Annotated in this window: 20 protein-coding genes and 1 pseudogene; 6 read left to right on the top strand and 15 right to left on the bottom strand. The window is 61.4% G+C overall.

The window, feature by feature from the left end; translation table 11 throughout:
- Position 1: 1 nt before the first annotated feature.
- The 3 genes from pglZ to HWN36_RS06340 all read left to right on the top strand — a co-directional run bounded on the left by pglZ (position 2) and on the right by HWN36_RS06340 (position 5096).
- On the top strand, positions 2-2242 hold the full coding sequence (pglZ, locus tag HWN36_RS06330; protein ID WP_176788578.1) for a BREX-4 system phosphatase PglZ: 2241 nt from the start codon (positions 2-4) through the stop codon (positions 2240-2242).
- Between the two features lie 12 nt (positions 2243-2254).
- A complete protein-coding gene (gene brxL, locus HWN36_RS06335) occupies positions 2255-3742 on the top strand; it encodes a BREX system Lon protease-like protein BrxL (RefSeq protein WP_176788579.1) in 1488 nt (495 codons plus the stop codon).
- Between the two features lie 214 nt (positions 3743-3956).
- Entirely contained in the window at positions 3957-5096 is a 1140-nt protein-coding gene (locus HWN36_RS06340; protein ID WP_176788580.1) for an IscS subfamily cysteine desulfurase, read from the top strand.
- Positions 5097-5410: 314 nt separating this feature from the next.
- Here the strand turns inward: HWN36_RS06340 and HWN36_RS12010 are convergent, their stop codons facing one another.
- The 15 genes and pseudogenes from HWN36_RS12010 to HWN36_RS06415 all read right to left on the bottom strand — a co-directional run bounded on the left by HWN36_RS12010 (position 5411) and on the right by HWN36_RS06415 (position 20637).
- The gene (locus tag HWN36_RS12010; RefSeq protein WP_246270012.1) at positions 5411-5653 is read right to left on the bottom strand and encodes a Fic family protein; all 243 of its coding nucleotides are present in this window, start codon (positions 5651-5653) and stop codon (positions 5411-5413) included.
- A 124-nt stretch (positions 5654-5777) separates the two neighbouring features.
- Positions 5778-5930, bottom strand: a pseudogene (locus HWN36_RS12150) (ATP-binding protein); the annotation flags it as partial.
- A gap of 32 nt (positions 5931-5962) precedes the next feature.
- Complete coding sequence (locus HWN36_RS06350) at positions 5963-6382, bottom strand: hypothetical protein (protein ID WP_218133204.1); 420 nt, start codon at positions 6380-6382, stop codon at positions 5963-5965.
- 8 nt (positions 6383-6390) lie between these two features.
- Complete coding sequence (locus HWN36_RS06355) at positions 6391-6909, bottom strand: winged helix-turn-helix domain-containing protein (RefSeq protein ID WP_176788582.1); 519 nt, start codon at positions 6907-6909, stop codon at positions 6391-6393.
- A 696-nt stretch (positions 6910-7605) separates the two neighbouring features.
- Positions 7606-10329, bottom strand: a complete 2724-nt coding sequence (locus HWN36_RS06365; protein ID WP_176788584.1) for a hypothetical protein — start codon at positions 10327-10329, stop codon at positions 7606-7608.
- Positions 10326-10625, bottom strand: a complete 300-nt coding sequence (locus tag HWN36_RS06370) for a hypothetical protein (RefSeq protein WP_176788585.1) — start codon at positions 10623-10625, stop codon at positions 10326-10328. Before HWN36_RS06370 ends, HWN36_RS06365 begins: the two co-directional genes overlap by 4 nt.
- Positions 10622-10900 carry a hypothetical protein gene (locus tag HWN36_RS06375; RefSeq protein WP_176787291.1) on the bottom strand — a complete coding sequence of 93 codons (279 nt, stop codon included), beginning with the start codon at positions 10898-10900 and terminating at the stop codon, positions 10622-10624. The genes HWN36_RS06370 and HWN36_RS06375 overlap by 4 nt, the downstream gene beginning before the upstream one ends.
- Before the next feature lie 285 nt (positions 10901-11185).
- Positions 11186-12109 (bottom strand): DNA adenine methylase, encoded by a 924-nt coding sequence (locus HWN36_RS06380; protein WP_176788586.1) that lies wholly within the window; start codon positions 12107-12109, stop codon positions 11186-11188.
- 123 nt (positions 12110-12232) lie between these two features.
- The gene (locus tag HWN36_RS06385) at positions 12233-13009 is read right to left on the bottom strand and encodes a 4Fe-4S binding protein (RefSeq protein WP_176788587.1); all 777 of its coding nucleotides are present in this window, start codon (positions 13007-13009) and stop codon (positions 12233-12235) included.
- Positions 13010-13048: 39 nt separating this feature from the next.
- On the bottom strand, positions 13049-14341 hold the full coding sequence (locus HWN36_RS12270; RefSeq protein ID WP_176788588.1) for a LytS/YhcK type 5TM receptor domain-containing protein: 1293 nt from the start codon (positions 14339-14341) through the stop codon (positions 13049-13051).
- 153 nt (positions 14342-14494) lie between these two features.
- Positions 14495-15013 (bottom strand): solute carrier family 23 protein, encoded by a 519-nt coding sequence (locus tag HWN36_RS06395; protein ID WP_176788589.1) that lies wholly within the window; start codon positions 15011-15013, stop codon positions 14495-14497.
- 47 nt (positions 15014-15060) lie between these two features.
- Positions 15061-15651: an HD domain-containing protein gene (locus tag HWN36_RS06400; RefSeq protein WP_176788590.1), complete on the bottom strand. Its 591-nt coding sequence runs from the start codon at positions 15649-15651 to the stop codon at positions 15061-15063.
- Positions 15638-17431: a CHAD domain-containing protein gene (locus HWN36_RS06405; RefSeq protein ID WP_176788591.1), complete on the bottom strand. Its 1794-nt coding sequence runs from the start codon at positions 17429-17431 to the stop codon at positions 15638-15640. Before HWN36_RS06405 ends, HWN36_RS06400 begins: the two co-directional genes overlap by 14 nt.
- Positions 17418-19523, bottom strand: a complete 2106-nt coding sequence (gene ppk1 / locus HWN36_RS06410; RefSeq protein WP_176788592.1) for a polyphosphate kinase 1 — start codon at positions 19521-19523, stop codon at positions 17418-17420. Before ppk1 ends, HWN36_RS06405 begins: the two co-directional genes overlap by 14 nt.
- An 82-nt stretch (positions 19524-19605) precedes the next feature.
- On the bottom strand, positions 19606-20637 hold the full coding sequence (locus tag HWN36_RS06415; protein ID WP_218133205.1) for an acyltransferase family protein: 1032 nt from the start codon (positions 20635-20637) through the stop codon (positions 19606-19608).
- 76 nt (positions 20638-20713) lie between these two features.
- On the opposite strand from HWN36_RS06415, the gene HWN36_RS06420 reads away from it, so the two are divergent.
- From HWN36_RS06420 to HWN36_RS06430, 3 genes are read left to right on the top strand one after another with little or no spacing between them, the layout of a single operon-like run.
- A complete protein-coding gene (locus tag HWN36_RS06420; RefSeq protein WP_176788594.1) occupies positions 20714-21733 on the top strand; it encodes a type II glyceraldehyde-3-phosphate dehydrogenase in 1020 nt (339 codons plus the stop codon).
- A gap of 36 nt (positions 21734-21769) precedes the next feature.
- On the top strand, positions 21770-22711 hold the full coding sequence (locus HWN36_RS06425) for a tyrosine--tRNA ligase (RefSeq protein ID WP_176788595.1): 942 nt from the start codon (positions 21770-21772) through the stop codon (positions 22709-22711).
- Positions 22712-22719: 8 nt separating this feature from the next.
- The gene (locus HWN36_RS06430; RefSeq protein WP_176788596.1) at positions 22720-23511 is read left to right on the top strand and encodes a serine protein kinase RIO; all 792 of its coding nucleotides are present in this window, start codon (positions 22720-22722) and stop codon (positions 23509-23511) included.
- Position 23512: the final 1 nt, after the last annotated feature.

The raw sequence follows: 23512 nt of genomic DNA on the forward strand, positions 1-23512 counted from the left end.
AATGCAAATCGATTCGGTAAAGAAATACCTGACATCTTCCGTTAAGACGCCATATTTCCTGTTTATCAGCGACGGTCAGTACAAGGTCGTCATTGACGAATTGTCGATGTTGGGTCTTGATATTGTACAGATGAGCAGTTTCTGCGGTAGCGATGATAAATTGCCGGATATCGACGGTCTGCTCACTTATATCGAAGCGGCTGATGTAAACGCAAGAAGCAAGAAGTTTGTTGTGACGGGGCTTGGTGAATACCTCGCACTCCGCGGGCCTGATGAAGCTTCTCGTACTCTGTCGCGATTGAAAGACCTGAATGTCGGCGGTGCAAAAGTTGTGTTGCTCCTGCGAGGGCTTGCCTCACAGATTGCCGCGTTACAGGCCGACCCTCGCTTTGATAGCCGTCGGTTCAACGTCGTTAATAATGCGGAGTGTGACTTATCAATTACCCTTGCCGCCCCATCTGTCGGATTGCCGGCTTTATCGGGTTTCAAAGCATTACTTGCGGAACTTGAAGATGGTCGGTGCGGAAGTGTTGTCGTGAATACAGCAGTCAATCTCGAGAAGGCAATATTCACCGTACACCAAATCAGCAATGCGTATGATGGCATTAAATTCTCCACAAGGGGTTTTGCTTTGGCGCGTTCCTGCGGGAGCGACGCTCGTTGGGCGGAGTTGCTGGCAGAACTCAACCAGAGCAACAGTTCACTCGACGAGGTGTTCGAGAAACATGGTCTTGGCAATAATCTGGAGTCCGATTTCTACGCTCGCATTGCAGGAAGCGATTACTGCAACTGGCTCTATTTTATCTGTTTGAAGAGTAAGGCTGACATATTGCAAAACGGATACCTTCAATTCGTTCTGGATAAGACGAATCGCTTTGAGGATTTCGTTTCAAACATTCTCAACGCAATTATCGAAATCCCGCATACCGACAAACGGTTTTCATCGTATTATCGGGAGCGTAAAGCCCTAGTTGAAAAGTTCCCTGAGTCGGATATCGCAGACTTCGTAGTGAACAATCGGCAAGTAGTGTCTGAAAGCATTTATAAGCTGACTGACGGCACAAGGGTCGAGCGCGAAGAAATTATCGCTTGGCTTTCACAAAACGGCTTAATCCCGGGACTTGAGGGCATTTATCCCGCATTGGCGGCTTATCTTAAGAAATATGTTTTTAAATGTCCGCAAATGGCGGACTTGCTAACTGAGTATTTCGAGGCGTACAAACGGCAAAAGATGTCTAACGAGCTTGAAAATGACTTTTTGGAAAAAGTCGATCAACTTGCCCTCGCACGACAATTCAACCGACTGCCTACGCGGAACGAAATTATAGACAGCGTGGATAAGAGTGACACTTTCCTGTATTGGCTCGATGCACTCGGCGTTGAATACTTAGGCTTAATTGAAGCTCTAGTTCAAAAACGTGGCCTATCGGTTCGGGTTCATATCGCCCGTGCGGAACTGCCGACAATAACATCTATCAACCGCGACTTTTTCAATGCGTGGCAAGGCCGTAAGGAAAAGAACGATGAACTTGATGATACTAAACACAGCGACGCGGGCGGTTATAACTTCACCAACAATGAGCTGCCTATCCACCTTGCTAAAGAGTTGGATATAATAGCGGCGATGATTGACAAAGCGGCTACGGAACTTGCGCTTAGGCATTGTACACGCTTCCTGATTGTAAGCGACCACGGCGCATCACGGCTTGCTGTTCTGCGGCGTAAAGAAGAAAAGTACGATACCGATACCATAGGCGAACATTCGGGGCGCTGCTGTGAGATTTTCAAGCCTTATGACCTTCCGTTTGCCGCAGAGGGGAACGGATATCTCGTGCTTGCCGATTACGGTCGCTTCAAGGGAGGTCGCGCTGCGAATGTGGAAGTTCACGGCGGGGCGTCATTAGAAGAGGTTGTCGTTCCTATCATTGAATTGTCGTTGAAAGACGGAAGCGTAACGGTCAAACTGGTCGATGAGGTCGTGACCGTAGATTATCGCACCGGCACGGAGATTAATCTGTTCTTTAACTCGCCGGTACAGGATGTTTCCGTTGTTTTAAATGGGAAGCCCTATTCGGCTTCGCAGATAGATGCAAATCACTACTCCATAAAGCTGCCCGACACAAAACGGGCGGGCGAATATCCGGCGGACGTTTACGCAGGCGATAACCTGGTTGGCAAAGTTATGATTAAGGCGCAAGGCAAGAGCGGCAAAGTCAATGACGCTTTTGATGACTTGTTTTAGGAGGTGCTATTGATGGTTGAGAAACTGAGAAATTGCTTTGACGAGATGGTCGTGTATAAGGATCTTAAAAAAAGCAACTTCTTCTCCGCTCTGAGCCTGCCTTCTTTTATGCGTGACTGGCTCTTAAAGAAATTCGAGGACGAGAACGGCCACTTCGACTCCGACGAGTTGGTTCGCTTTGTGCGGACTTACTTACCGCGCAAAGATGACTGGACTGCTATAAAGAATCAGGTGGTAATTGAACACGAGCGGGTGAAGTTCCTTGCCAAGGTGTCGGTTGATATCGACATCAAAACAGGGGAGGTGTCGTTTACTTTGCCCGATTTCGGGCTGACGAGTAAAGACACCATCATCGAGGACTCCGTTTGGCAAACCTGTAAGGATGACCTGGTGCGCAGCCGCGAGACTTGGGGAATGGTCGAAATCGGCTATCGTCCACCCGATGACTACGACATGGAGTTTTCAAAAAACAAGGCAAAGGGCGCAAACAGGGGCAAAATCAAGTTGACGAGTTTTAAGACCTTCTGCCCCTACACGATTGATATCGACTACTACAAGGACGCGCGACGTGAGTTTACCACGGCGGAGTGGATTGATGTCCTGCTTGGCGCAGTAGACTACAATGCAAGTGGTTATCTTGGCGATGAAGAAAAGAAACTCACGATGCTTACCCGTTTGTTGCCATTCATTGAAAAAAGGCTGAACCTCATCGAACTTGCCCCGAAAGGAACCGGTAAGTCATATCTGTTCGGTCGCGTTAGCCGGTTCGGGTGGCTTTCGAGCGGTGGGGTTATGAGCCGCGCGAAAATGTTCTACGACCAGAATAAGCGTGCTGAGGGCTTGGTGTTCGGTAACGACTTCATAACACTTGACGAAGTGCAAACCATTTCATTCACAAATGTGGATGAAATGCGCGCGGCTTTGAAGGGTTACCTTGAATCAGGGATTTTCACCGTCGGGAACTATGAGGGGACTGCTGAGGCGGGCGTAATCCTCTGCGGCAACATCAAAAAAGAAACGATGGATGAGGACGGCTTCGGCAATATGTTTAAGGAACTGCCGTCTGTTTTCCACGAATCAGCTTTAATAGAGCGTTTCCATGGCTTTATTAAGGGTTGGAATATTCCACGAATGAACGACGACCTCAAGATTGCTGGGTGGGCGTTGAATTCCGAATACTTCTGCTCGATTATGCACGAACTGCGGGATGATATGAGTTATCGCGCCATCGTAGATGAACTCATCGAAGTTCCTGAAGCGGCAGATACCCGCGATACTGAGGCGGTCAAGCGCATTGCCACGGCATATTTAAAATTGCTGTTCCCGCATGTCCGTAGCGCAAACGACATAACTGCCCGCGAATTCAAGCGTTATTGTCTCGACAGAGCGCGAAAGATGCGGAATACGATTAAATACCAATTGGGAAAGCTTGATGTTGAGTATCGCGGGAAAGACATTCCTGCGTTCAGCGTCAGACCTGACCCTGAAGAAGTGGAGTAATTGTGTGGAAAAGAAATGCTGTTATGTATGCGGAAAAAAAGCCCTGAGCAAAAACGAAATCGGGCTAACCAAAAAATTGCTCGATATGAACTCCAAGCGATTCTATTGCCTTGACTGCCTTGCTGAGTATTTGGAAGTAGACACTGAGTTCTTGCTCGCCAAGGTTGAGGAATTTAAGGAGCAAGGTTGCAAACAATTCTGAGGTGATGATACCGTGATTTACGCTGATAATGCCGCGACAACTCGGATTTCCGACCGAGCATTTGAGCAGATGCTTCCGTTTTTACGCGAGCAATACGGAAACGCATCCAGCCAGTATTCGCTTGGAGTAAAAGCCAAACGCGCCGTAGAACATGCTCGGAAACAAGTTGCGGCGGCCATCGGCGCAGAGCCGTCAGAAATCACATTTACCTCCGGGGGGTCGGAAGCGAACAGTTGGGTACTTCGCTGTGTTGCAGAAACTTACCACAACGAGTCGATTCACATCATAACCTCAACCATTGAACATCACTCTGTCCTGAACGCTTGCCGTGCGCTTGAACAGAGTGGCGTCGAGGTCACTTTCCTACCCGTCGATAATACGGGACGAGTTTTGGTTGAGGATGTTAAGGCGGCAATAAAGCATAACACAAAACTGGTATCGATTATGCTTGCCAATAACGAAATCGGAACAATTCAACCGATTACTCAGATTGGTGCCTTCCTTAAAGGACAAGATATCCTGTTCCATACCGATGCGGTGCAAGCCGTCGGTCACATTCCTGTCGATGTTGATGACCTACGAGTCGACTTCTTAACCGCTTCTGCCCATAAGTTCAACGGGGCTAAAGGAACGGGAATCCTGTACAAGCGATCAGGCTTAAACTTGCCACCGTTGTTATTCGGTGGTGAACAAGAGCGAGGGCTTCGCGCCGGAACAGAAAATGTTGCTGGAATAGTGTCGGCGGGTTTCGCCATCGAGGAAAGCATTAGCGAAATGGCTGAGGAGGCAAAGCGATTAAGATCAATGGTTGAAGTTACAGTAGAAGGTATAAAAGAAAAGATACCCTCTGTTAGGGTCAATGGAGATACCAAATCCTGTCTACCCGGCACCGTCAATCTTGGTTTTAATGGCATTTCAGGTGAATCGCTCATGCATCTACTCGATTTGAAAGGTATTTGCGTGTCTACGAGTTCAGCTTGTACCTCTGGCAAAGACGAGCCGTCACATGTGCTTCTTGCGTTAGGGCTATCCGAACAGCAGGCAAAGTCGGCCATCCGCATCTCATATGGTAGATATAACACCGCAGATGAGGCGAAGGTCATTGTAAAGGCTGTTTGCGATGCCTACGCAAAAATAATAGATAACCTTTAGTCTATAGATCGCTCTGGGAAACCCAATTTCCCCAGATGGAGACGGTGGCGGGTAACGTTTCATATCTTCGGTATGAATCCTACCATCCGCAGTATAGAACCCCCGTTTCCTGAATTCTCAAAACCGGGTTCTGTTGAAATGCTTCCCACAACCCCCGGATGTTGCCCGATTATCGTTCGAGAAAAATGGTATGACCCTAATAGGAGGTTTACCATGGAAAACATTTCATGGAGTATGCTCGAGTCCTCTTCCCGGACCCATGTGCAATTCAACAGAACCCACATGGGCAATATCTGGATTGCGCTGCCGCCCCTTCACCGCCTCTCCCTCTCATCCAGCCAGGCACGCCCCCTCGCCGTCGCCCGGTATCTCTGTTTGCTGCTTCTCGGCTTCTCCGGGACGGTCATTTCAATAAAACCGGCATCGAGCAGTGGTTTGATAACCTGCTCCCTGAACTTCGTGCGGTTCGTCCTGCCGGCAACCGCCAGGAGTTCGACCATGGACCGCTCGGCCACGCACGCACGCAGAACCTTGACACTCTCCTGATCCAGGTCCATCTTGGTCCCGACTTGGTCCCGACTTGGTTATGTCCAGAGATGATTTCGGCCTCCACAGCACCTGGACAAACTGCCCGCCCTCCTGCCTGAACGTCGGCGACGGGAGACCCGCCCGCTCACAGAGGTCGATCATATCGAGGGTGCCGGTGCCGGCCTTCTCGATATAGCGGGCCAGAAACAGCGGTTCTGCAAGGAGGGGATTGTGCGGGATCGACGCATGCGGGACACGGAGCCCCTCGGGCGTGAGCGGGGGCGGCAGCTGCCCCGGATTCCACACCTCAAGAGTCTGCGGCAGAACAAAAAAAGGAATTACAGTTTCAAAAGCCCCTTCTCACGCAGGTAATTCCCCGGCCCGGTCGTTGCATACATCGCCGCCAGGATCTGCTCCAGAGAAAGGAGGATTGAATCGCCGGATTCAAACGCATCTGCAAGCATCTTCAGGCCGTCCTGGATGCGTTCAAAATGAATCGGCTGAAGTTCGACCGTTGCATCTCCCGAGCGGATGCGTTTGTAGCGTTCCATCAGTCCGTTATAGGAGGTATTCAGAACAAAATCCGCCAGCAGATAGTCTTCCGTAAATGCATACCTGAGTGTGCGGCTGGTGATCCCGTATGCTGCGGAAAGATAGTAGATCTTTTTCTCGACCTTCTCCTCCCTTCTCATAGATAATTCTACACGCCGCAACTCTGCGACCAGTTCTTTTCTGAAGAAATCATCCCGTGACATCATTTAACCGCCTATTGGATATATCCTGGAAATTCGTTATTGTAGTCATCTGCCGTTGCAGGTGGAGAGATGGGGTAGAGAGGGCCGGAGCCGCTGGCGCCGCACGGGTCTCCCGCTCCCCACCCGATACCGGGCTCTGGCATCTCCGGGCAGTACGGCCATGCAGGGTCGTTTGAGGTATCCATTTCCAGAGCGCTGGCCGCAGGGGTGTGCTCACGGATATAGTCCCGGATCTCCTGGACCTTTTCGTCACCAAGCATCCGACCGATCAACGAATTGTTCATGATCTCAAGTGACCGGACGATCGGCGACGCCGGATTAATGGAGTACTGGGGGATACGGTCGTTGGTGGCGGTGAGGATGCCCCATTCAACAAACTTCTTCACCACCCTCCCGACCGTGACCCGGCTTACGCCTGCTTCTTCCGAGAGTTCGGTGATGTTGAACGCCATGCCATCGAGTGGCAACAGGAATTCGAGAAGTCTTAATTCACAGGTGTTCCCGAACACCCCTTCAAAGGGACGAGTCATATCTATCTCAATGTTAGATTTTGATCAATCGGTCCATTCAGTCACCCTGCAATGGTGACGATGCAGACAGATGCATACATACTGTGTGGTGATAACTCATATTATCACATCTGATAAAAATATTTTGCATTGTTCCCATGGTCACTGTTACAGGCCCTGGAGGGTAGTAAATCCATGGTTATGCAGTGCTAATTTCGCGTTATTGATGTCAGAAATATAGTATTTGTCTTCCTTTTTCTTGATTTTTGTAATGTATCCTTCTTTCAGAAGTATTTTTATTGCATCTTTAAAAGACAGGCAGTCGGGGCCTGGAAATTTTCTAATATACAAATGTTTCAATTTTTCTGAATGATATCCACTAGCTGACTTAAAATTTCTGTTTTTATCGAGGATATTAAGAATAAAGAGGGTTTCTTCGGTGAGTCCGCACGACATGGAGGTCTTTGAGAAATAAGAATTCCATATTATTTATATTTGACCCCGCTATCGAAATTCAACAATTAATTGCCGCCATGATACTTGATTCCAAGCCCCCAACAGCCGGAACACACTTTCATCTATAGTTGTCTAAAGGGGCGACATATGGTGAGTCCACCTGATTTAAAACTAGAAGACCATTATCCAGACCATTCCCCCCCTTTCCCCGCATTCACCGCCCTCACCACCCTCGGCGCCTGCCAGGGATCGCCCAGTGGATCACCCCACCCCCCTCCCCTCATTCCACGCCCTCACCACCCGCGCATAACACCTCTCGCACAACAGCACCCGCCCGTCCCCCGACCGGTACACCGCCCGCCCCTCATTACACACGCAGCACCGGCCAAGATCGGTCTTCACCCGCGCAAACTCCGTGTGGTCCAGCACGCCGGGGAGGGGCAGCACACCTGACCGCAGTTTCACCTTTTCACCTCCCTTCGACACCTTTCGACCGGCGTCGGAAACGGATCCGGGCCCATCCCTTGCGCACATCGACGTTTCGCCATCGCTCCGCCGTTTTGAAAAACTACTTTCACCAGACCGTGAACCACAGGCACCCGCACCCATACCTCCGCCCTCGCCACCCGTTCTCTGTGCTTCTTCAGAATGGTGAAAAGAGGTAGTTATGTACGTACATTGATCATCTGATCCGTCTGCAATTCCTGATCCGGCATCATCACGCCCCTCCCGCTCTTTTCGACCGGAGGTGATAACCCGTCGAAAACCGTCGAAAGTGTCGTCATCAGGATCGTCGTCCAGCCAGACCCCGGTATTTGCCGTCCACTGCCGGTAGCGCACCGGATCGAAGAGGAAGTGCAGCTCGTGCCGTTTCACCGGAACCCCGCAGTCGCCCTCGCTCACCGTCGTCCTGACCACGCTCACCGCCGGACACTTCTCCAGCAGCCCGGCGTAGGTCCGTCCCCTCCTCTCGTGCCCCTGCAGCACCCTGTAGGCCTGCTGGTAGGTCACACCGAGCGCCTCCTGCACCTGCCTGATCGTAAACACCCGGAGGCCCATCGCCGCCACCGTCTCCAGCGCCGCCGCCTCGTTCTTCGTCAGCTTCGTCTCCTGCCCGCCGGCCGTCCCGTTCAGGCTGCCATAGAGCCGGGCCGCCGCGGCGAAATCCTCCGGGGACGCGAGCACCCGGCCCTCCCCGTCGCGCTCCCGCTGCAGGAAGAAGAGGCGGGCGCGGGCCTTGATCAGGTCGAAGAGCATGCCGGGGTTCCGGCGGTTCTGCGCCGCCGAGAAGTGGATGGCCCTCGCAAACGGGATGCGGACCGGCAGGACCTCTTCCCTGACCGCCTCCCAGAGCGCCCGGGCGGTGAGCACGTCCTCGTCCTCCCCCATCGACGGCCCGACCGCCTCCGCCTCCTTCATGTGCTGGAGCACCCGCTCGTCCTGCTCTCTCGAATCGTCGATCCAGACGGTGAGCATCCGGTTCATCACCTGGTCGTCGCCCGGGTCCTCGACCTTCGCGAGCCACCAGACGCAGCGTTCCGGGATCCGGCAGACCTGGAGTTTGCGGTCGGCGGTGACGGTGCGGTGCTCGATCGGCTCCCTGAAGTTCGCCGTCGCAGACTTGAGGACCTCCTGCAGGTCGTCGGAGAGGGAGACGTCGTCGAAGAGGAGGACGGTGCCGGGCTGCAGGCTGTCGTGGTAGTAGAGCGCCTTGTTCGAGACGGTGCCCGTGAGCCTGGCCGTCTCCGGGAGGAGGTTGATCATCGCCGTGCAGGCGTGGCTCTTCCCCTTCCCCGAGTTGCCCGAGATGGCGACGTGCAGCCCGTTCGTGTTCTCCACCGACTGCGAGGCGACCGAGATCGCCAGGCACTCGGCGACGGTGCGGTCGCCCACGTGCTCCCGATTGAAGGTGTCCAGGAGGAAGGCGAGGGGATCGCCGTCCCTGAGAATGGCGAGGGCTTTCTCCCTGAATGCCGGCGCCGGGGGCGGGGGGGGAGGCGTGGGCGGCGCCTCCTTCTTCTTCTCGTGCCGCGCCCGCAGCTCGGGCCACCGCTGCACCCCGCCGCCGCAGGAGGCGTGGTGGCACCCGGCGTAGACCGCTCCCGAGGGGAACTGGATCGCAAAGGCGCCGTCGTGATGGGCGGCGGAGAACGGGCAGTCCTCCAGCACATAGAGGGTGCCGCCCTGCCAGGGTTTACTGCTCCGCACGCCGATCCCGTGCTCACGGAGCCATGCCGCAAGGTCGGTCCCGGCCCCCTTCGAGGGCGCCGGGGCCTCGGCCGGGAGGAGGGCGGCGATCCGGCCGAGGAGATCGACCGGCACCGTCTTCACCTCTCCGGGCGCCGGGAGCATCGCTGATCGCCGGTGCGGCCGCTCCGGCGTGTGGTCCCCTTTCCGGGAGACGGTGCCGTAGAGTTTCCAGATCCGGGCGGCGTTCGAGTTGGCGGTGTCGACCGTCACGGTCTCGTCCGAGAACAGGGCGTCCAGGGTGGCGAGCACGCCCTTCACCAGGGCCGTCGCATCATTCGGGAGGTCGATCCGGTAGAGCAGGTGCGCCCCGTTCCCCGAGTCGGCCCGGATCGGCGCGGGGAAGCCCTGCTCCGCGAGCCAGAGGGCGATCTCGTCGGCCTTCGCGAGCGCCGCCTCGTGCTCCGCCCCGGTGGACGACACCCCGCTCGGCCGCACCGGGTCGAGGTCGACGGGCAGCCAGCGCCGGCGCACGATGTCGGCGTCGGCCGTGGTGGGATCGCTCCTGGTCAGCCGCATCTTCACCCGGTTCGCCCGCCGGGCGAGCAGGGCCGGGTTCACTTCATTGAGGGTGACGTAGATCCCCCGCACCTCGGGGTCGGCGTCCAGGGCCTCGGCGGCCTCGGCGCACTTCGCCAGATCGTCGAAGTAGCCCGAGTGCGTGAACCGGTCCGCGAGCGCCCTGACCTCCACGACGCCGCCCGCGGGAAACAGGGCGGCGAGGGCCTGCCTGATCACAGGAACCCCCCGGGCACGAGCGGAAACAGCGGCGCCGAGGCCGCCTCCCCGGTGACGACCCGGCGGAAACTCACCAGGGGCACGATGAAGGGGCCCCTGACCGTGAACACCCGCACCGCCCGGCCGCCCGGGCTCACCGCCGCGTGCCCGGCGATCGCCGTCCCCTCCCCGGTCACCGGGACGGCCCGGCCATAGAAGAGGAGGGCCCGCAGGTCCTCGGCGGCAATCCGGTAGCGCATCGACCCGATGAGCAGATACAGGGCATCGTCCGAGCCCAGGCGGAGGGTGGCGTTCATGCCCCCTCCCGCGTCACCACGGCGATCGCATAGCAGTGCCGCCCGGTCCGGCGGACATATATCTCGGAGATCACGCCGCCGAAGCGGCGGATCTCCCCGGCGATCGCGATCGGCACCAGGTACAGGGGCACCGGCTCCGCGGTGTTCATCGCTCTCCTTCCGGCGGTCCTCCCTGAACATGTGTTGGCGCACGATTCGGTCCGGGGGCTGCCGCCTCTCTCCTTCTCAACCCATCCCCGCTCCGTGGCCGGGGGTTCTGCATGGTTCTCTCTCATGGTTTTTTTCTCCGGTGCGAAACCGCCGCAGCGGGCGGCCCGCATCAAGAGATTGATCGGCGGGAACCGGCATAAATGAAAGCAACGGAGGGTGAAAGAGAAAAATCATTGTATTTATGCGCTTCTTTTGACGGGGCGGGGTGAATGTGTCTGCGGCGGCGGGGGCTGAACGGCCGTGGAGGGCTTCATGGCGCATATCGAGGTCGAAAGAAGAAACAGGCGGCGCATAGTGGCATGGCGAGGGCCTGCGCGCCGGCAGACCTTACCCGGGAAAAAAGGAGCCCTTCACCTGCCCGGATAGTTCGTGACGACGATCTCGGTGATCTCCCCCCGCCCCCTCGCGTCCGAGTTGATCATCCGCCGTGCAGGCACCCGCTCGATCGTGAACTTCGCGTAGAGGCGGTCGAAGAAATCGTCCTCCGGGTCGATATTTTTCGGGTCCGAGTTGCTCAGCATCGCCTTCGCCCCCCGCCGGTCGCACCGTGCGAAAAATGCGGCGAGCCTCTCCTGCCCGGCGTCGTCGAACCCGCCCCTCGCATACCCGGTGAACGAGGCGGTGGCGCTCAGGGGCCGATAGGGCGGGTCGAAGTAGACGAAGGATTTTTTATTGATGTACCGGAACGACCGCTCGAAGTCGCCGTGATGGACCTCCGTGTTCTCCAGCGCCGCGGCGCAGGCCCGCAGCACCTCCGGGTACACGATCCGCGGGTTTTTGTAGCGCCCGAAGGGGGCGTTGAACGCCCCCCGGGAGTTCACCCGGAAGAGGCCGTTGTAGCAGGTCCGATTCAGGAAGATCAGCCGGGCCGCCCGTGAGATCCACGCCTTCCCGTAGCGTTTGAAGGTGATATCCTGTTTCGTCCGGTTGAACTCGGTGCGGACGGCATAAAAATAATCCCGCCGCCCCTCGTCGTCTTTCGCCAGGAACGCTTCGGTGATGCCGGAGAGGTCCTCGATGAGGGCGTCCACGTCCCTCTTGACGACGCTGTAGGCGAGCACCAGCTCCTCGTTGACGTCGAAGATATGGCATTTCTCAAAGGGGAAGAGGGTATTGAAGTGAAAAAACACCGCACCCCCGCCGACAAACGGCTCCACGAAGGTGGTGATTTCACCGTCGGCCAGTCCCTCCGGGATCCGTTCGGTGAAGGCGTCGAGGAGCTGGGTCTTTCCGCCTGCCCACTTGAGAAACGGTCGTGCGTCAGCCTTCGGCATGGTAAATCTGCGCTCTGCTGGTTTTTTGAACCCATGATAGTTTGGTTTGAGAGAATTTAGCATTAGCGAAGGGGGCCGGGATGACCGCCGGCGCACCCCGTGCCCGCGTCTAAAAACAGCCCTTCACCGCGACCCGTACGACCGCACGTGCCCGGCCGCCCGCTCCAGGGCGGCGGCGTCCCGTCTGCCGTAGAGGTCGATATCCTCCCCGACCGGGCAGACCTTCACGCAGATCCCGCACGGCGAGAGGGAGCGTTTGCTCAGGCGGGCGCTGTTCTCGGCGCAGGCGCGCTTGTCGGTCAGCCCGGCCGGATAATCCTCCCCGCCCAGGGCCCGGACCGGGCACCCCTGCACGCAGGCCATGCACCGGGTGCAGAGGTCCTCCTCGATCAGGGGATCGGGCGGGATCGCGGCGGTGGTGATCACCGAGCCGAAGCGGACCCGCGGGCCGTATTTCCGGGTCAGGAGCATGTTGTTCACCCCGAAGGTCCCGAGCCCGGCGAGGAGGGCGGCGTGGCGGTGGGAGAAGAAGGCGACCGGGCGGTCGAGGAGGACGTCGATCCCGCCGTAGCCGTCCCGCGGCACAGAAACCGAGGGGTAGCCCTCTTCGTTGAGGAACTCGGCGATCCGGTAGGTGTAGCCGTCCAGGAGGGTGTTCACCGTCCGGTAGAGCTCGTGGTACCAGATCGACGGCGTCGTCTCGATCACCGGCAGGTGGATGGGCAGCCCGATCACGATCACCGACCGGGCGCCGGGGACGATCGACTGCGGGAAGAAGGCTTCCGGCATCCAGGGTAAAAACGGCGGGTGCTCCCACCGCCGCACATCGGCCACCCCGACGAGGGGGATCTCCATCGCCCTGCACCTCTCGATGAGGGCCGCTTTCAGGTCACCGCTCATACGCGATCCCCTCGACGGCCTCCCGGATATAACGCGCCCTCAGTCGTCCTCTCCGGCGAGCCCCTGCTCCCGCATCACGTACAGGAAGAGCATCAGCCCGCAGGAGTTCGTCACGATCATCGGGAGAAGGGTCGTCCTGACGGTGGCGATCAGCACGTCGGGCGGCGCCTGCGTCAGGAGCGGGACGAGGACCACGATATGGACGACCTCCACGACGATCGAGAGAGCGACCATCCTGAGGTAGGTCGGCCGCCCCTTCCACCGCCGCGAGGCATACCCGGCGATGATCCCGGCGGCGATCGGGGCCAGCGAGCACGGGAGGGCCGTCCACCCGCCCAGGCCGTAGCGGTAGAAGCCGCCGATCGCCCCGGCGCACGCCCCGACCAGGGGCCCGCCCAGGAGACCGGCGATCAGCGGCCCGAGGTCGCGGAAGTTGACGAGGTAGCCGCCGGCATCGATCCCCCGGAAGGTGCCGTAGACCGAGAGCATGCCGAAGATCACGACGAGCCACACCCGGTCGGTGAGGGTGGCGCGCCACCGGATCACGTCCCGCATCGTCTTCGACTGGGCGACAAGATAGATGACGAGCGTCACCACGGCGATCCGCTCCATGAGGGGGATGCCGTATTCGAGGATCGTCTCCTCCCGCAGCAGGGCCACGAGCAGAAAGAGCAGGCTCCCGGCCGCCATCACGACGAGCCAGAGGTTCGAACCGCGGGCATAGGCCGGAAGCCTGCCGTCCACGTAGATCAGGAGGAACCCCATCACGCCGAACATGATCGAGGAGGCGGACGAGACCGCCCTGATCACCGCCGCCGGGTCGTCGATGCGGGTGGCGATGAGGATCAGCGCCGCAAAGACGAGGACGATACCGCGGTAGACCGTCTTCTCGGAAAGACCGGTCAGGACGGTGGAGCGGAGGATCGAGGTGATCGCCCCGGCCCGGCCCTGTATCCCGGCGGCGATCCCGCCGAAGAGGGTGAAGTAGCCGGTGACCAGGAAGACGACCATCGCGAAGGGCACGCCTTCGAGGACCGGGGCGAGGCTTTCCAGGAGATCCTCGCTGACGGCGTCGGGCACCGCCGCCGCGGCGCTGCCCAGGGCGAAGAACCCGAAGGCCGCAAGCCCGATCAGCACGAAGGCGAGGACGAGGTCGAGGTTGATGCTCTGCATGTGCGCCTTAAAATACGCCTCGCCGTGGCGGTCGCCGACTTTTCTGTGGAGCCAGACCGAGTAGAGGAGGAGGTTGAGGCCCGAGCCGACCGCGCCCATCAGGGCCATCGTCTCCGGGAGGAGGTGGTCGTGGATCGCCGGGACGAACCCGGCCGCCACCTCCCCGAACGGGAGCGGGACGGCGACGAGGGTGTAGACGATCCCGGCGAAGAGGGCGAGGGCAAAGGCGGCGGTGAGGCGCTCGAAAAGGGCGTACGAGCCCGAGAGGAGGAGGCAAAAGACCAGGGCCAGGGTGCAGATCGCAAAGAGGTCTTAGGAGAGGGCCGCCGGAAAGAGGGTGGAGAGGTAGATCCCGGCGATGAACAGGGCCGTCTCTGCCGGGACGACCTGCAGCCCGCCTGACCGCCCGAGCGCCATGCCCACCGCACTCGGGGCGAGGGAGAGGCCGATGACGCAGATCACCGGGCCGACCACGACCGGCGGGAAGAGCCTGGTGACGACCCCGCTGCCGAACACCCTGACGACAAAACTCAGGGCCACGTAGAGCAGACCCGAGGCGGCGAGGCCGCAGAGGGTGCCGGGCACGCCCCATGCCGCAACGCCGCAGGTGATCGCCGGGACGAAGGCGAACGAGGAGGCGAGAAAGACCGGCACCTTCATCCCGGTCACCGCCTGGAAGATCAGCGTCCCGATGCCGGCGGTACAGAGGGCGACGCCCGGGTCCAGCCCCGTAAGGAGGGGGACGAGGACGAGCGCACCGAATGCGACGAAAAGGATCTGGACGCCCTGAAATAGAGTCTTAAAACCAGCAAAAACGTCTCCGGCGTCCATGAACCTCTCCCGGTGCTTATTCACGGGACGTTGCGCGTGCGCCGGAGTTATACCTGCTCATTTTGTTCGCGGGGGCGGACCACCAGGTCTCTCCGGTAGATCGCCCTGAAGAGGTCGCCCTTCTTCTCAGCCGCCCGCACCTCGGCGTCCACGGGTCCGCAGGGGGTCAGGGCGACCGTCACCGCCTCCTCCCCGACGGTGCAGGCGAGGTCGGCGACGGCGCCCGCGTGGCCGACGTCGAGGCCGTCGGCGACCCTGAGGATCGCCGCGAGGGCGGAGACCCTCGCCCGGTCCTCCGGGGAGAGAGCGGCAAAGAGGGGGTGCTTTCTCGCGGGCAGGGCGCGGCGGTGGTACCGGGCGACCAGGGCGACGAGGGTGCGCTCCTCTCTGCCGAAGGGGAGGGCGGTGTCCTCCATGACCATCTGGCAGGAGCGTTTATGGTGCCCCTGCACCCCGCCGACCCACCCGATGTCGTGGAGGAGGGCGGCGGAGGAGAGGACCGCCCGCGCCCCCTCGCCCAGGGCGTGCAGGGGGGCGAGGGCGTCGAAGAGGAGCAGAGATAAACGCTCCACCTGGCGGGAATGGGGCGGGTCGGGATCGTACCGGGCCGCGAAGGCGGCGACCTCATCCCTCTTCATCGTCCTCCTCGACCGTGCAGGAGACCGAGACCTCCCCGCGGTCCAGGGCGTCGAGGGACCGCCCCTCCAGAAAGATCCGGGCGAACGAGGGCGGGAGGCCCCCCTCGAGGACGGCGGCGACCGTGCGGTCGACGTCGTAGGGCACCCGGAGGTGGCAGACCGAGAAGGGCTCGGTCTGGAGGAGGGCGTAGCACGCCCGCGGGTCGCCGTCGTCAGGGCGGCCCACGCTCCCGGTGTTCACGAACCAGACCCCGCCGACCTCCCGCGCCGAGGGGCGGTGGGCATGGCCCGAGACGACGATGTCCGCCCCGGCGGTCCGGGCGATCTCTGCCAGGCGGGAGGCCGGGGTGTCGCCGTCGAGGTACTCGTCGATCGCATCCGGACTGCCGTGGCAGAGGAGGATGCGCCGGCCGCCCGGGGCGAGGCGGCGGTGCTCGGGCAGGGAGGCGAGGGAGGAGCGCCCCTCCTTCGAGAGGTGCTCGTACGCCCAGAGAACGGCGAGCCGTTTCTCCGGGTCCTTCGGGAGGCCCTTCTTCTTCCCGCGGGAGGCGAGCACCTGCCGGTCGTAGTTGCCGATCACCGAGAGCACCCGCTGCCTGCGGAGGTGCTCGACGGTCTCCTCCGGGAACGGGCCGTAGCCGACGGCGTCCCCGGCGTCCAGGACGGCGATCGCCCCGCGCTCGTGGGCGTCCCTGAGCACCGCCTGGAGAGCCGGGAGGTTGGCGTGGACGTCGCCGATCAGGGCGATCTTCACCGGGCCGCAGATCCCCCGCCAGGAGCCGCTCTTCCCGAGTTCAGCCCAGTAGACGGCGAAATCGTCGAAGAGCGCCCGGCGCCGCGCCACCCGCTCCTCTCCAAGGTGGAGGATGCCGGGCTCGATTGCGGCCATCACCCCGTCGTGCCCGAAATAGGTGCGGCACCGCTCCCGCTCCTCCTCCAGAAAGACGGGGAGGAACGCCGCCCAGACGTCGCAGTCGTGGATGTCGCCGAGATAGTCCTGCAGTTTTTTGAGGGCGGCGATCTCGCTCTTCAACTCCCCCGGGTAGAGGGGGGCGAAGGTCTCCATCGTATAGCGGAGGCGCTTTGCGGCGATCCGCATCGCGTGGTGCTCTTCCTTTGCCGCCGGGTCGGCGACGGAGGCGGCGTGCGAGAAGAGGTCGTCCAGGCAGAGGGAGATGTGGATGAACGCCTGCTCGAAGGCATAGGCTGAATGGACGCCGGTGCCCGCCATCCCCTCCCGGCAGGCCGCCGCGATCTCGCCGACCGTCCCGGCCGCCTCGAGGTCGTCCATCGCCGCCGCCACGGCCGGCTGGAGGGCCGCCCGCCTCTGCGAGAGCCGCAGGAGGAGGCACTCGACGCCGGTGCGGAGGGGCGGGGGGGACGGCCGGTGCATCCGCACCATGGCGCCGGGGACGAGGCGCCCGTGCGGCGGCTGGGCGAGTGCGGGAGCGCCTTCCGTAGAGAATGGGGTGGCGGCGGGCGGAAGGCTCTCCAGGTACGAGCGCAGAAACTCGATCTGGACGTCGGCGTCCCGCGCCGCCCCCAGAGCGCGGGTCACCTCCCTGATCTCCCGCCGCCAGCGCCGGTACGTCGCCTTCCCGAAACATTCGGCAAAGATCGGGAGGGCCGCCCGCAGCCGCCTGGAAGCGACCCGCATCCGGTGGATGTGCTCGATATCGGCGGCGGTGCGGACGCCCTCGGCCTCGGCGGCAAGGTGTTCGGCGTATTTCCCCAGGACCCCCGAGCCGAAGAGGCAGTAGCCGGGGTCAGGTCCTGCCATGCCAGACCCCCCTGTTCGTGATCAGCCAGTCCTGCGAGGAGAGGGGTTCGGTCTCGCCTTCTGGCCGGGCGCGGAGATAGGTCCCGTCGGGGCAGAGCCACCGCCCCTTCACCGTGTCCGCGAAATGGATATCGAAGATCCGCTTCACCTCCAGGGCGATCGCCGGGTCGGGCACCGGGAAGAGCACCTCGACCCGCCGGTTCAGGTTCCTGGGCATCATGTCGGCGCTGCCCAGGAGCACCTCGGGCTCGCCGCCGTTGTGGAAGTAATAGATCCGGGCGTGCTCCAGGAACCGCCCGACGATCGAGAGGACGCGGATATTCTCCGAGACGCCGGGGACGCCGGGACGCAGGGCGCAGAGCCCCCGCACCTGCAGGTCCACCTGCACGCCGGCGCGGGAGGCGCGGTAGAGCGCCCTGATCACGTCCCCGTCCAGGAGGCCGTTCATCTTCCAGGCGATAGAGCCGTCGCCGTGCGTCTGGTGCCGCTCGATCTCCCGGTTGATCCGGGCGACGATCCCGTTCCTGAGGTGGTCGGGGGCGACCAGGAGCCGTTTGTAGCCGGGCGGCCGGGCGTAGCCGGTGAGGGCGTTGAAGAGGTGGCCCACGTCCTCGGCGATCGCGGGATCGGCCGTCATATACGAGAGGTCGCCGTAGATGCGGGTCGTCACCGGGTTGTAGTTGCCCGAGCCGAGATGGACGATCCGCAGGATCCCGCTGTCGTGGCGCATCACGATCAGGCAGACCTTCGCGTGCACCTTCAGGCGCGGGTGGCCCAGGACGACGTGGACCCCGGCCCGCTCCAGGGTCCGGGCCCAGGAGATGTTCTCGGTCTCGTCGAACTTCGCCTTCAGTTCGACGAGGACCGTCACCTGTTTGCCGTTCTTCCGGGCGGCGAGAAGGGCGTCGAGCACCGGCGAGTCCGCCCCGATCCGGTAGAGGGTGATCTTGATCGCCAGCACCGCCGGGTCGTCTGCGGCGTGGGAGAGGAACCTGACGAAGGCGGCGAAGCTGTCGTAGGGGTGGTAGAGGAGGAGGTCTTCCCGGCGCAGCCGTTCGGCCGCCGCCTCCGGGGGGTCGAGGAGGGGCGGGACGGCCGGCAGGAAGGGGGCGTCCCTGAGGTCGGGGCGGTCGAGGGCGTGGAGGCTCCAGAGGTCGGAGAGGGCGAGCGGGGCCGGGGAGCCATAGACCTGTTCGGGGAGGAGCCCGATGTGCCCGGCAAGGAAGGAGACGAGATCGGAAGGCATATCGGCGGCGACCTCCAGGCGGACGGCGTCGGCCGTGCGGCGGTGGGCGACGCCCTCCTCGACGGCGGTGAGGAGGTCTGAGCCCTCCTCGATCTGAACCTCGATCTCGGCGTCGCGCGTCACCCTGAAGGCCCAGGCCCCGGCGATCGCCATCCCGGGAAAGAGGAGGTCGAGGTTCGCCGCCACCAGATCCTCGAGGAGGACGAAGGAGCGGGCGTCCACCGGGGAGAACCGGCCGAAGAGCCCGACCGGCACCTTCACCCTGGCGAAGCGGGAGGAGCCGTCGCCGTCCCTGACGACGACCGCGAGGGAGAGGGCCAGGCTCGAGATGAAGGGGAAAGGTCGGGCGGCGTCGAAGGCCATCGGGGTGAGGGTGGGGAGGATGGAGGTCTCGAAGGTCTCCCGCAGGGCCGCCCGCAGAGAGGGGTCGAGATCGGCCACCCGGGCGATCGCGATCCCGGCGGCCCCCAGGGCCGGGAGGAGGTCGTCCTCCCAGCAGTGCGCATAGGCCGGGTAGAGGGAGCGGACGGCGGTGCGGATGGCGGCGAGCTGCTCCCCCGGCGTCATCCCGTCGGGCGGGGTCTCGAGGGCCCCCTCCTCGACCTGCCGCAAAAGCCCGGAGACCCGGGCCATGAAGAACTCGTCGAGGTTGCTCCCGCAGATGGCGAGGAACTTCAGCCGCTCGAGGAGGGGGTGGGCGGGGTCCTGCGCCTCCTCGAGCACCCGGCGGTTGAACGAGAGCCAGGAGAGTTCCCGGTTGATATAGAGCCCTGGAGCGTCGAGGTCCAGGAGATCGCACCCCTCCTTCCCGTCATGCACGGCGTGTGCATCCTCCGGCCCGATCATCACGGTAGGATCACGGCATCCTCCTTAAAAAATATTCCCGCCGATATATACTATTGAGACGCTATAGACTCGATATACGCCCTCAGTCCGGGGAGAGAAGCGCCGATCGCACCGATTTGAGATCCACCTGCTTGAGCCCGAGCGCCCGCTTCTCGATGAGGTTCCAGGAGAGATAGGCGAAGGGGAAGGTGATCCCGATCGAGAGGAGGCAGAAAGTCCAGAGGGGCAGAGAGGGCCCGAGGAAGAGGACGATCGTCTGCTGGACCGGGTAGGCGTAGATGTACACCCCGTAGCTGAAGTCCCCGTGCGTCCCGAAACGGTTGAGGGCCGGCACCGGGAGACCGGCGAACCAGAGGACGATGTACGGGATGGCGACCAGGGCGAGGAACGAGCAGAGAGGCGTGCCGGCGGCGGCGACCAGGGCCAGGGCGAGGAAGAAGGCGGTCATGCCGTCGTAGCGGAGGTGCGGGTGGTGGATCGAGAGGTACGCCCCGATCAGGAAGTAGAGGGCAAAGCGCACCTTCGAGAGGGCGGGGTCGTGGTACACGGCGAGCCAGAGGATGAGGTTGGCGGCGATCAGGACCAGGAGGGCGGATTTTTTCCTGAGCACCCCGAGGAGGCCGAGGACGACCACCAGGACGTACATCGTGCACTCCACCGGGATCGTCCAGAGGGATGCGTTCACGAACGAGACCGGGTTTGCGACGAAGAGCCCGAGCGTCGAACCGTCCTCGAAGAAGGGGAGGGTGGCGACCGCCCCTGAGAACAGGGCGGAGAAATATCCTTCAGGGGAGAAGGTGGTGGTGAGCGGGCCGATGAGAAAGAGGGTGAAGAGGACGGCGCCGACCAGGCCGGGAAGCACCCGGAGAGAGCGTTTCCAGAAGAACCGGGAGGCGTCGGGCTGAGCGAGCCAGCTCAACGGGATCAAATGGCCGCTGATCGTAAAGAGGGCGGCAAGGGCGGCGTAGCCGACCAGGAGGAGGGGGGCCGTGGCCGGCATCGCGGCGTAGCCGATCTGCAGGACATACGCATGGGAGACCACGATCACCAGGGCCGCTGCAAGGCGGATGATGTCGAAGTTGTTTCCATGCCGCGGGGGAGTCTGCATCGTCATCAGGGGATGGACGGCAGGGAATATAGACCTCACCGTCAGGAACCTTTATCTATTTCTGTTCTTACTGAAGCTCTGCATGATCAAGGTAGCAATCAACGGATACGGCACCATCGGCAAGCGTGTCGCCGATGCGGTCGCTGCTCAGCCTGATATGGAAGTTGTCGGCGTCTCCAAGACCAAGCCGAGCGCCGAGGCCTACGTCGCCAGGCAACGCGGCTACCCGCTCTACATCGCCGAGATGAGCAAACGCCAGGCCTTCGAGGACGCCGGCCTCGAGATCGCCGGCGACGTCACCGATATGATCAAGCACGCCGACGTGGTGGTGGACGCCACGCCCGGCGGTATCGGGGAGAAGAACAAGAAACTCTACGAACTCTACGGCGTGAAGGCGATCTGGCAGGGCGGCGAGGACCACGAGGTCGCCGGGTTCTCGTTCTGCTCGTCCTGCAACTACAACGAGGCAAAGAACCGGCAGTTCGTCAGGGTCGTCTCCTGCAACACCACCGGGCTGTGCCGGATCATCCAGGCGATGGACGAGCGCTACGGCGTCGGGCGGGTGCGGGCGACGATGGTCCGCCGCGGCTCCGACCCCGGCGAGATCAAGAAGGGGCCGGTCGATGCGATCGTCCTCAACCCGGTGAAGGTGCCGAGCCACCACGGCCCTGACGTCCAGACCGTCCTGCCGCAGATCGACATCACCACGATGGCGATGATCGTCCCGACGACCTTCATGCACATGCACGCCCTCCAGATGGACCTGAAGTCCGACGCCACGAAGGAGGAGATCCTGGCGATCATCGAGAAACACCCGAGAATGGGGCTGGTGCGGGCCAGCACCGGGATCACGAGCACCGCCGAACTCCGGGAGTACGCCCAGGACCTCGGGCGGCCGCGCGCCGACCTCTACGAGAGCGCCATCTTCGCCGACTCGATCGGCCTGGTCGGCCGGGAGCTCTTCCTCTTCCAGGCGATCCACCAGGAGGCAGACGTCGTCGTCGAGAACGTGGATGCGATCAGGGCGATGATGAACGTCGTCGACGAGGCCGCCGTATCGATCGAGATGACGAACCGGGCGCTCGGATTTACCGCCCTCTAAGAAGGATTAATCCTGACCGCCACCCAACTCTCTTTTATGGATCCATACTCCCTTGCCACGCGCAACACGGTAGAGATCGTCACCGACGAGGAGCTGCGGGCTCTCCTCGACCAGCCCGCCAGATCGGTCTATGCGGGCTACGAGCCCTCAGGAGAGATCCATCTCGGCCACCTGGTGACCGTGAACAAACTCATGGACCTGCAGAAGGCCGGGTTCGAGGTGACCGTCCTGCTTGCCGACCTCCACGCCTTCTTAAACCACAAGGGCACCCTCGACGAGGTCAGGGAGACCGCCGAGTACAACCGCCGCTGCTTCGAGGCGCTCGGCCTCAAGGGCGCAAAATACGTGATGGGCACCGACCTCCAGCTCCACCCGGACTATGAACTCCTCGTCCTGCAGCTCTCGCAGGAGGTGACCGTGAACCGGGCGAAGCGTTCGATGGACGAGGTCGGACGGGGAATGGACCACCCGGCCGTCTCGCAGATGGTCTACCCGATCATGCAGATGGCCGATATCGCCATGCTCGGCGTCGACGCCGCCGTCGGCGGGATCGACCAGAGGAAGATCCACATGCTCGCCCGCGAGCACCTCCCGGCGATGGGCTACCCCTCCCCGGTCTGCATCCACACCCCGATCCTCAACGGCCTGGACGGGAAGAAGATGTCCTCGTCGGCGGGCAACCTGATCTCGGTCGCCGATTCCGAGGACGATATCAGGGCGAAGATGAAGAAGGCCTTCTGCCCGCCTGAAATCGAGGAGAACCCGGTGCTCCAGGTGCTGAAGTACCACATCTTCCCCCGCTTCGAGACGGTGAACCTCAGCCGGCCAGAGAAGTTCGGCGGCGACCTCGCCTTCACCTCGTACGAGGCCGTCGAGGCCGCCTACGGCGCCGGCCAGGTGCACCCCCTCGACCTGAAGAAGATGACCGCAGACTATCTCGTCGAGATGCTCGCCGGCGTGCACGACGCCGTGGCGTGAGGACGATCATGGCAAAGGACAGGGAAGGTAAGGATTTCGACCGGAAGCTCGAGGAGATGGGCATCCGGATCAAAGACGAGAACACCCGCAAGGTGCGCGGGGAGGTCTTCGACGAGGAGACCCTCCTCGCCCTGTACCGCCTTGTCCACCGGAAGAAGATATCGGCTGTCGGCGGCTCGATCTCCACCGGAAAAGAGGCGAACGTCTTTATCGGGGAGCGCGAGGGTGCGCCGGTGGCGATCAAGATCTACCGGATACGCAACGCCAACTTCAAGGCGATGGCCGAGTACATCCTCGGCGATCCGCGCTTCGCCTCGGTGCGCCGGAGCCGCAAGGAGATCGTCTTCACCTGGACGAAAAAGGAGTTCGCAAACCTCAGGCGCGCCCGGGAGGCCGGCGTCCCGGTCCCCGAACCCTATGCCTTCGAGCGGAACATCCTGATCATGGAGTTCATCGGGGAAGGCGACGTCCCTGCCCCGCAGATCCGCTCGGTGGGCCTTTCCGACCCGGCGACGGCCTACCGTGCGGTGGTCGACGAGATCAAACGTCTCTACCAGGAGGCGCGGCTCGTCCACGGTGACCTGAGTGAATACAATATACTCTGGCAGGACAAACCCTATATCATCGATATGGGCCAGGCGGTCACCCGCGATCACCCGAACGCCGGCACCTTTCTGATCAGGGATATCAGGAACGTCAACCGGTTTTTCTCCGCCCTCTGCGAGGTCGAGGACGAGGAGGCGCTGATGCGCGAGGTAACCGGCGGGGCGATCAAACGGCTCGGGGATAGGGATCGGTGAA

It is taken from the genome of Methanofollis tationis (assembly GCF_013377755.1).
Classification (GTDB): Archaea; Halobacteriota; Methanomicrobia; order Methanomicrobiales; family Methanofollaceae; genus Methanofollis; species Methanofollis tationis.

Excerpts from the sequence above, each read along its gene's own strand:
- HWN36_RS06375 (WP_176787291.1), bottom strand. The coding sequence starts at position 10,900 with ATGAGAGAGAACCATGCAGAACCCCCGGCCACGGAGCGGGGATGGGTT.
- ppk1 (WP_176788592.1), bottom strand. The coding sequence starts at position 19,523 with ATGATCGGGCCGGAGGATGCACACGCCGTGCATGACGGGAAGGAGGGG.
- HWN36_RS06400 (WP_176788590.1), bottom strand. The coding sequence starts at position 15,651 with ATGAAGAGGGATGAGGTCGCCGCCTTCGCGGCCCGGTACGATCCCGAC.
- HWN36_RS06380 (WP_176788586.1), bottom strand. The coding sequence starts at position 12,109 with ATGCCGAAGGCTGACGCACGACCGTTTCTCAAGTGGGCAGGCGGAAAG.
- HWN36_RS06430 (WP_176788596.1), top strand. The coding sequence starts at position 22,720 with ATGGCAAAGGACAGGGAAGGTAAGGATTTCGACCGGAAGCTCGAGGAG.
- HWN36_RS06385 (WP_176788587.1), bottom strand. The coding sequence starts at position 13,009 with ATGAGCGGTGACCTGAAAGCGGCCCTCATCGAGAGGTGCAGGGCGATG.
- pglZ (WP_176788578.1), top strand. The coding sequence starts at position 2 with ATGCAAATCGATTCGGTAAAGAAATACCTGACATCTTCCGTTAAGACG.
- HWN36_RS06415 (WP_218133205.1), bottom strand. The coding sequence starts at position 20,637 with ATGACGATGCAGACTCCCCCGCGGCATGGAAACAACTTCGACATCATC.
- brxL (WP_176788579.1), top strand. The coding sequence starts at position 2,255 with ATGGTTGAGAAACTGAGAAATTGCTTTGACGAGATGGTCGTGTATAAG.
- HWN36_RS06425 (WP_176788595.1), top strand. The coding sequence starts at position 21,770 with ATGGATCCATACTCCCTTGCCACGCGCAACACGGTAGAGATCGTCACC.
- HWN36_RS12010 (WP_246270012.1), bottom strand. The coding sequence starts at position 5,653 with ATGGACCTGGATCAGGAGAGTGTCAAGGTTCTGCGTGCGTGCGTGGCC.
- HWN36_RS06405 (WP_176788591.1), bottom strand. The coding sequence starts at position 17,431 with ATGGCAGGACCTGACCCCGGCTACTGCCTCTTCGGCTCGGGGGTCCTG.
- HWN36_RS06350 (WP_218133204.1), bottom strand. The coding sequence starts at position 6,382 with ATGATGTCACGGGATGATTTCTTCAGAAAAGAACTGGTCGCAGAGTTG.
- HWN36_RS06420 (WP_176788594.1), top strand. The coding sequence starts at position 20,714 with ATGATCAAGGTAGCAATCAACGGATACGGCACCATCGGCAAGCGTGTC.
- HWN36_RS06355 (WP_176788582.1), bottom strand. The coding sequence starts at position 6,909 with ATGACTCGTCCCTTTGAAGGGGTGTTCGGGAACACCTGTGAATTAAGA.
- HWN36_RS06370 (WP_176788585.1), bottom strand. The coding sequence starts at position 10,625 with ATGAACGCCACCCTCCGCCTGGGCTCGGACGATGCCCTGTATCTGCTC.
- HWN36_RS06395 (WP_176788589.1), bottom strand. The coding sequence starts at position 15,013 with ATGGACGCCGGAGACGTTTTTGCTGGTTTTAAGACTCTATTTCAGGGC.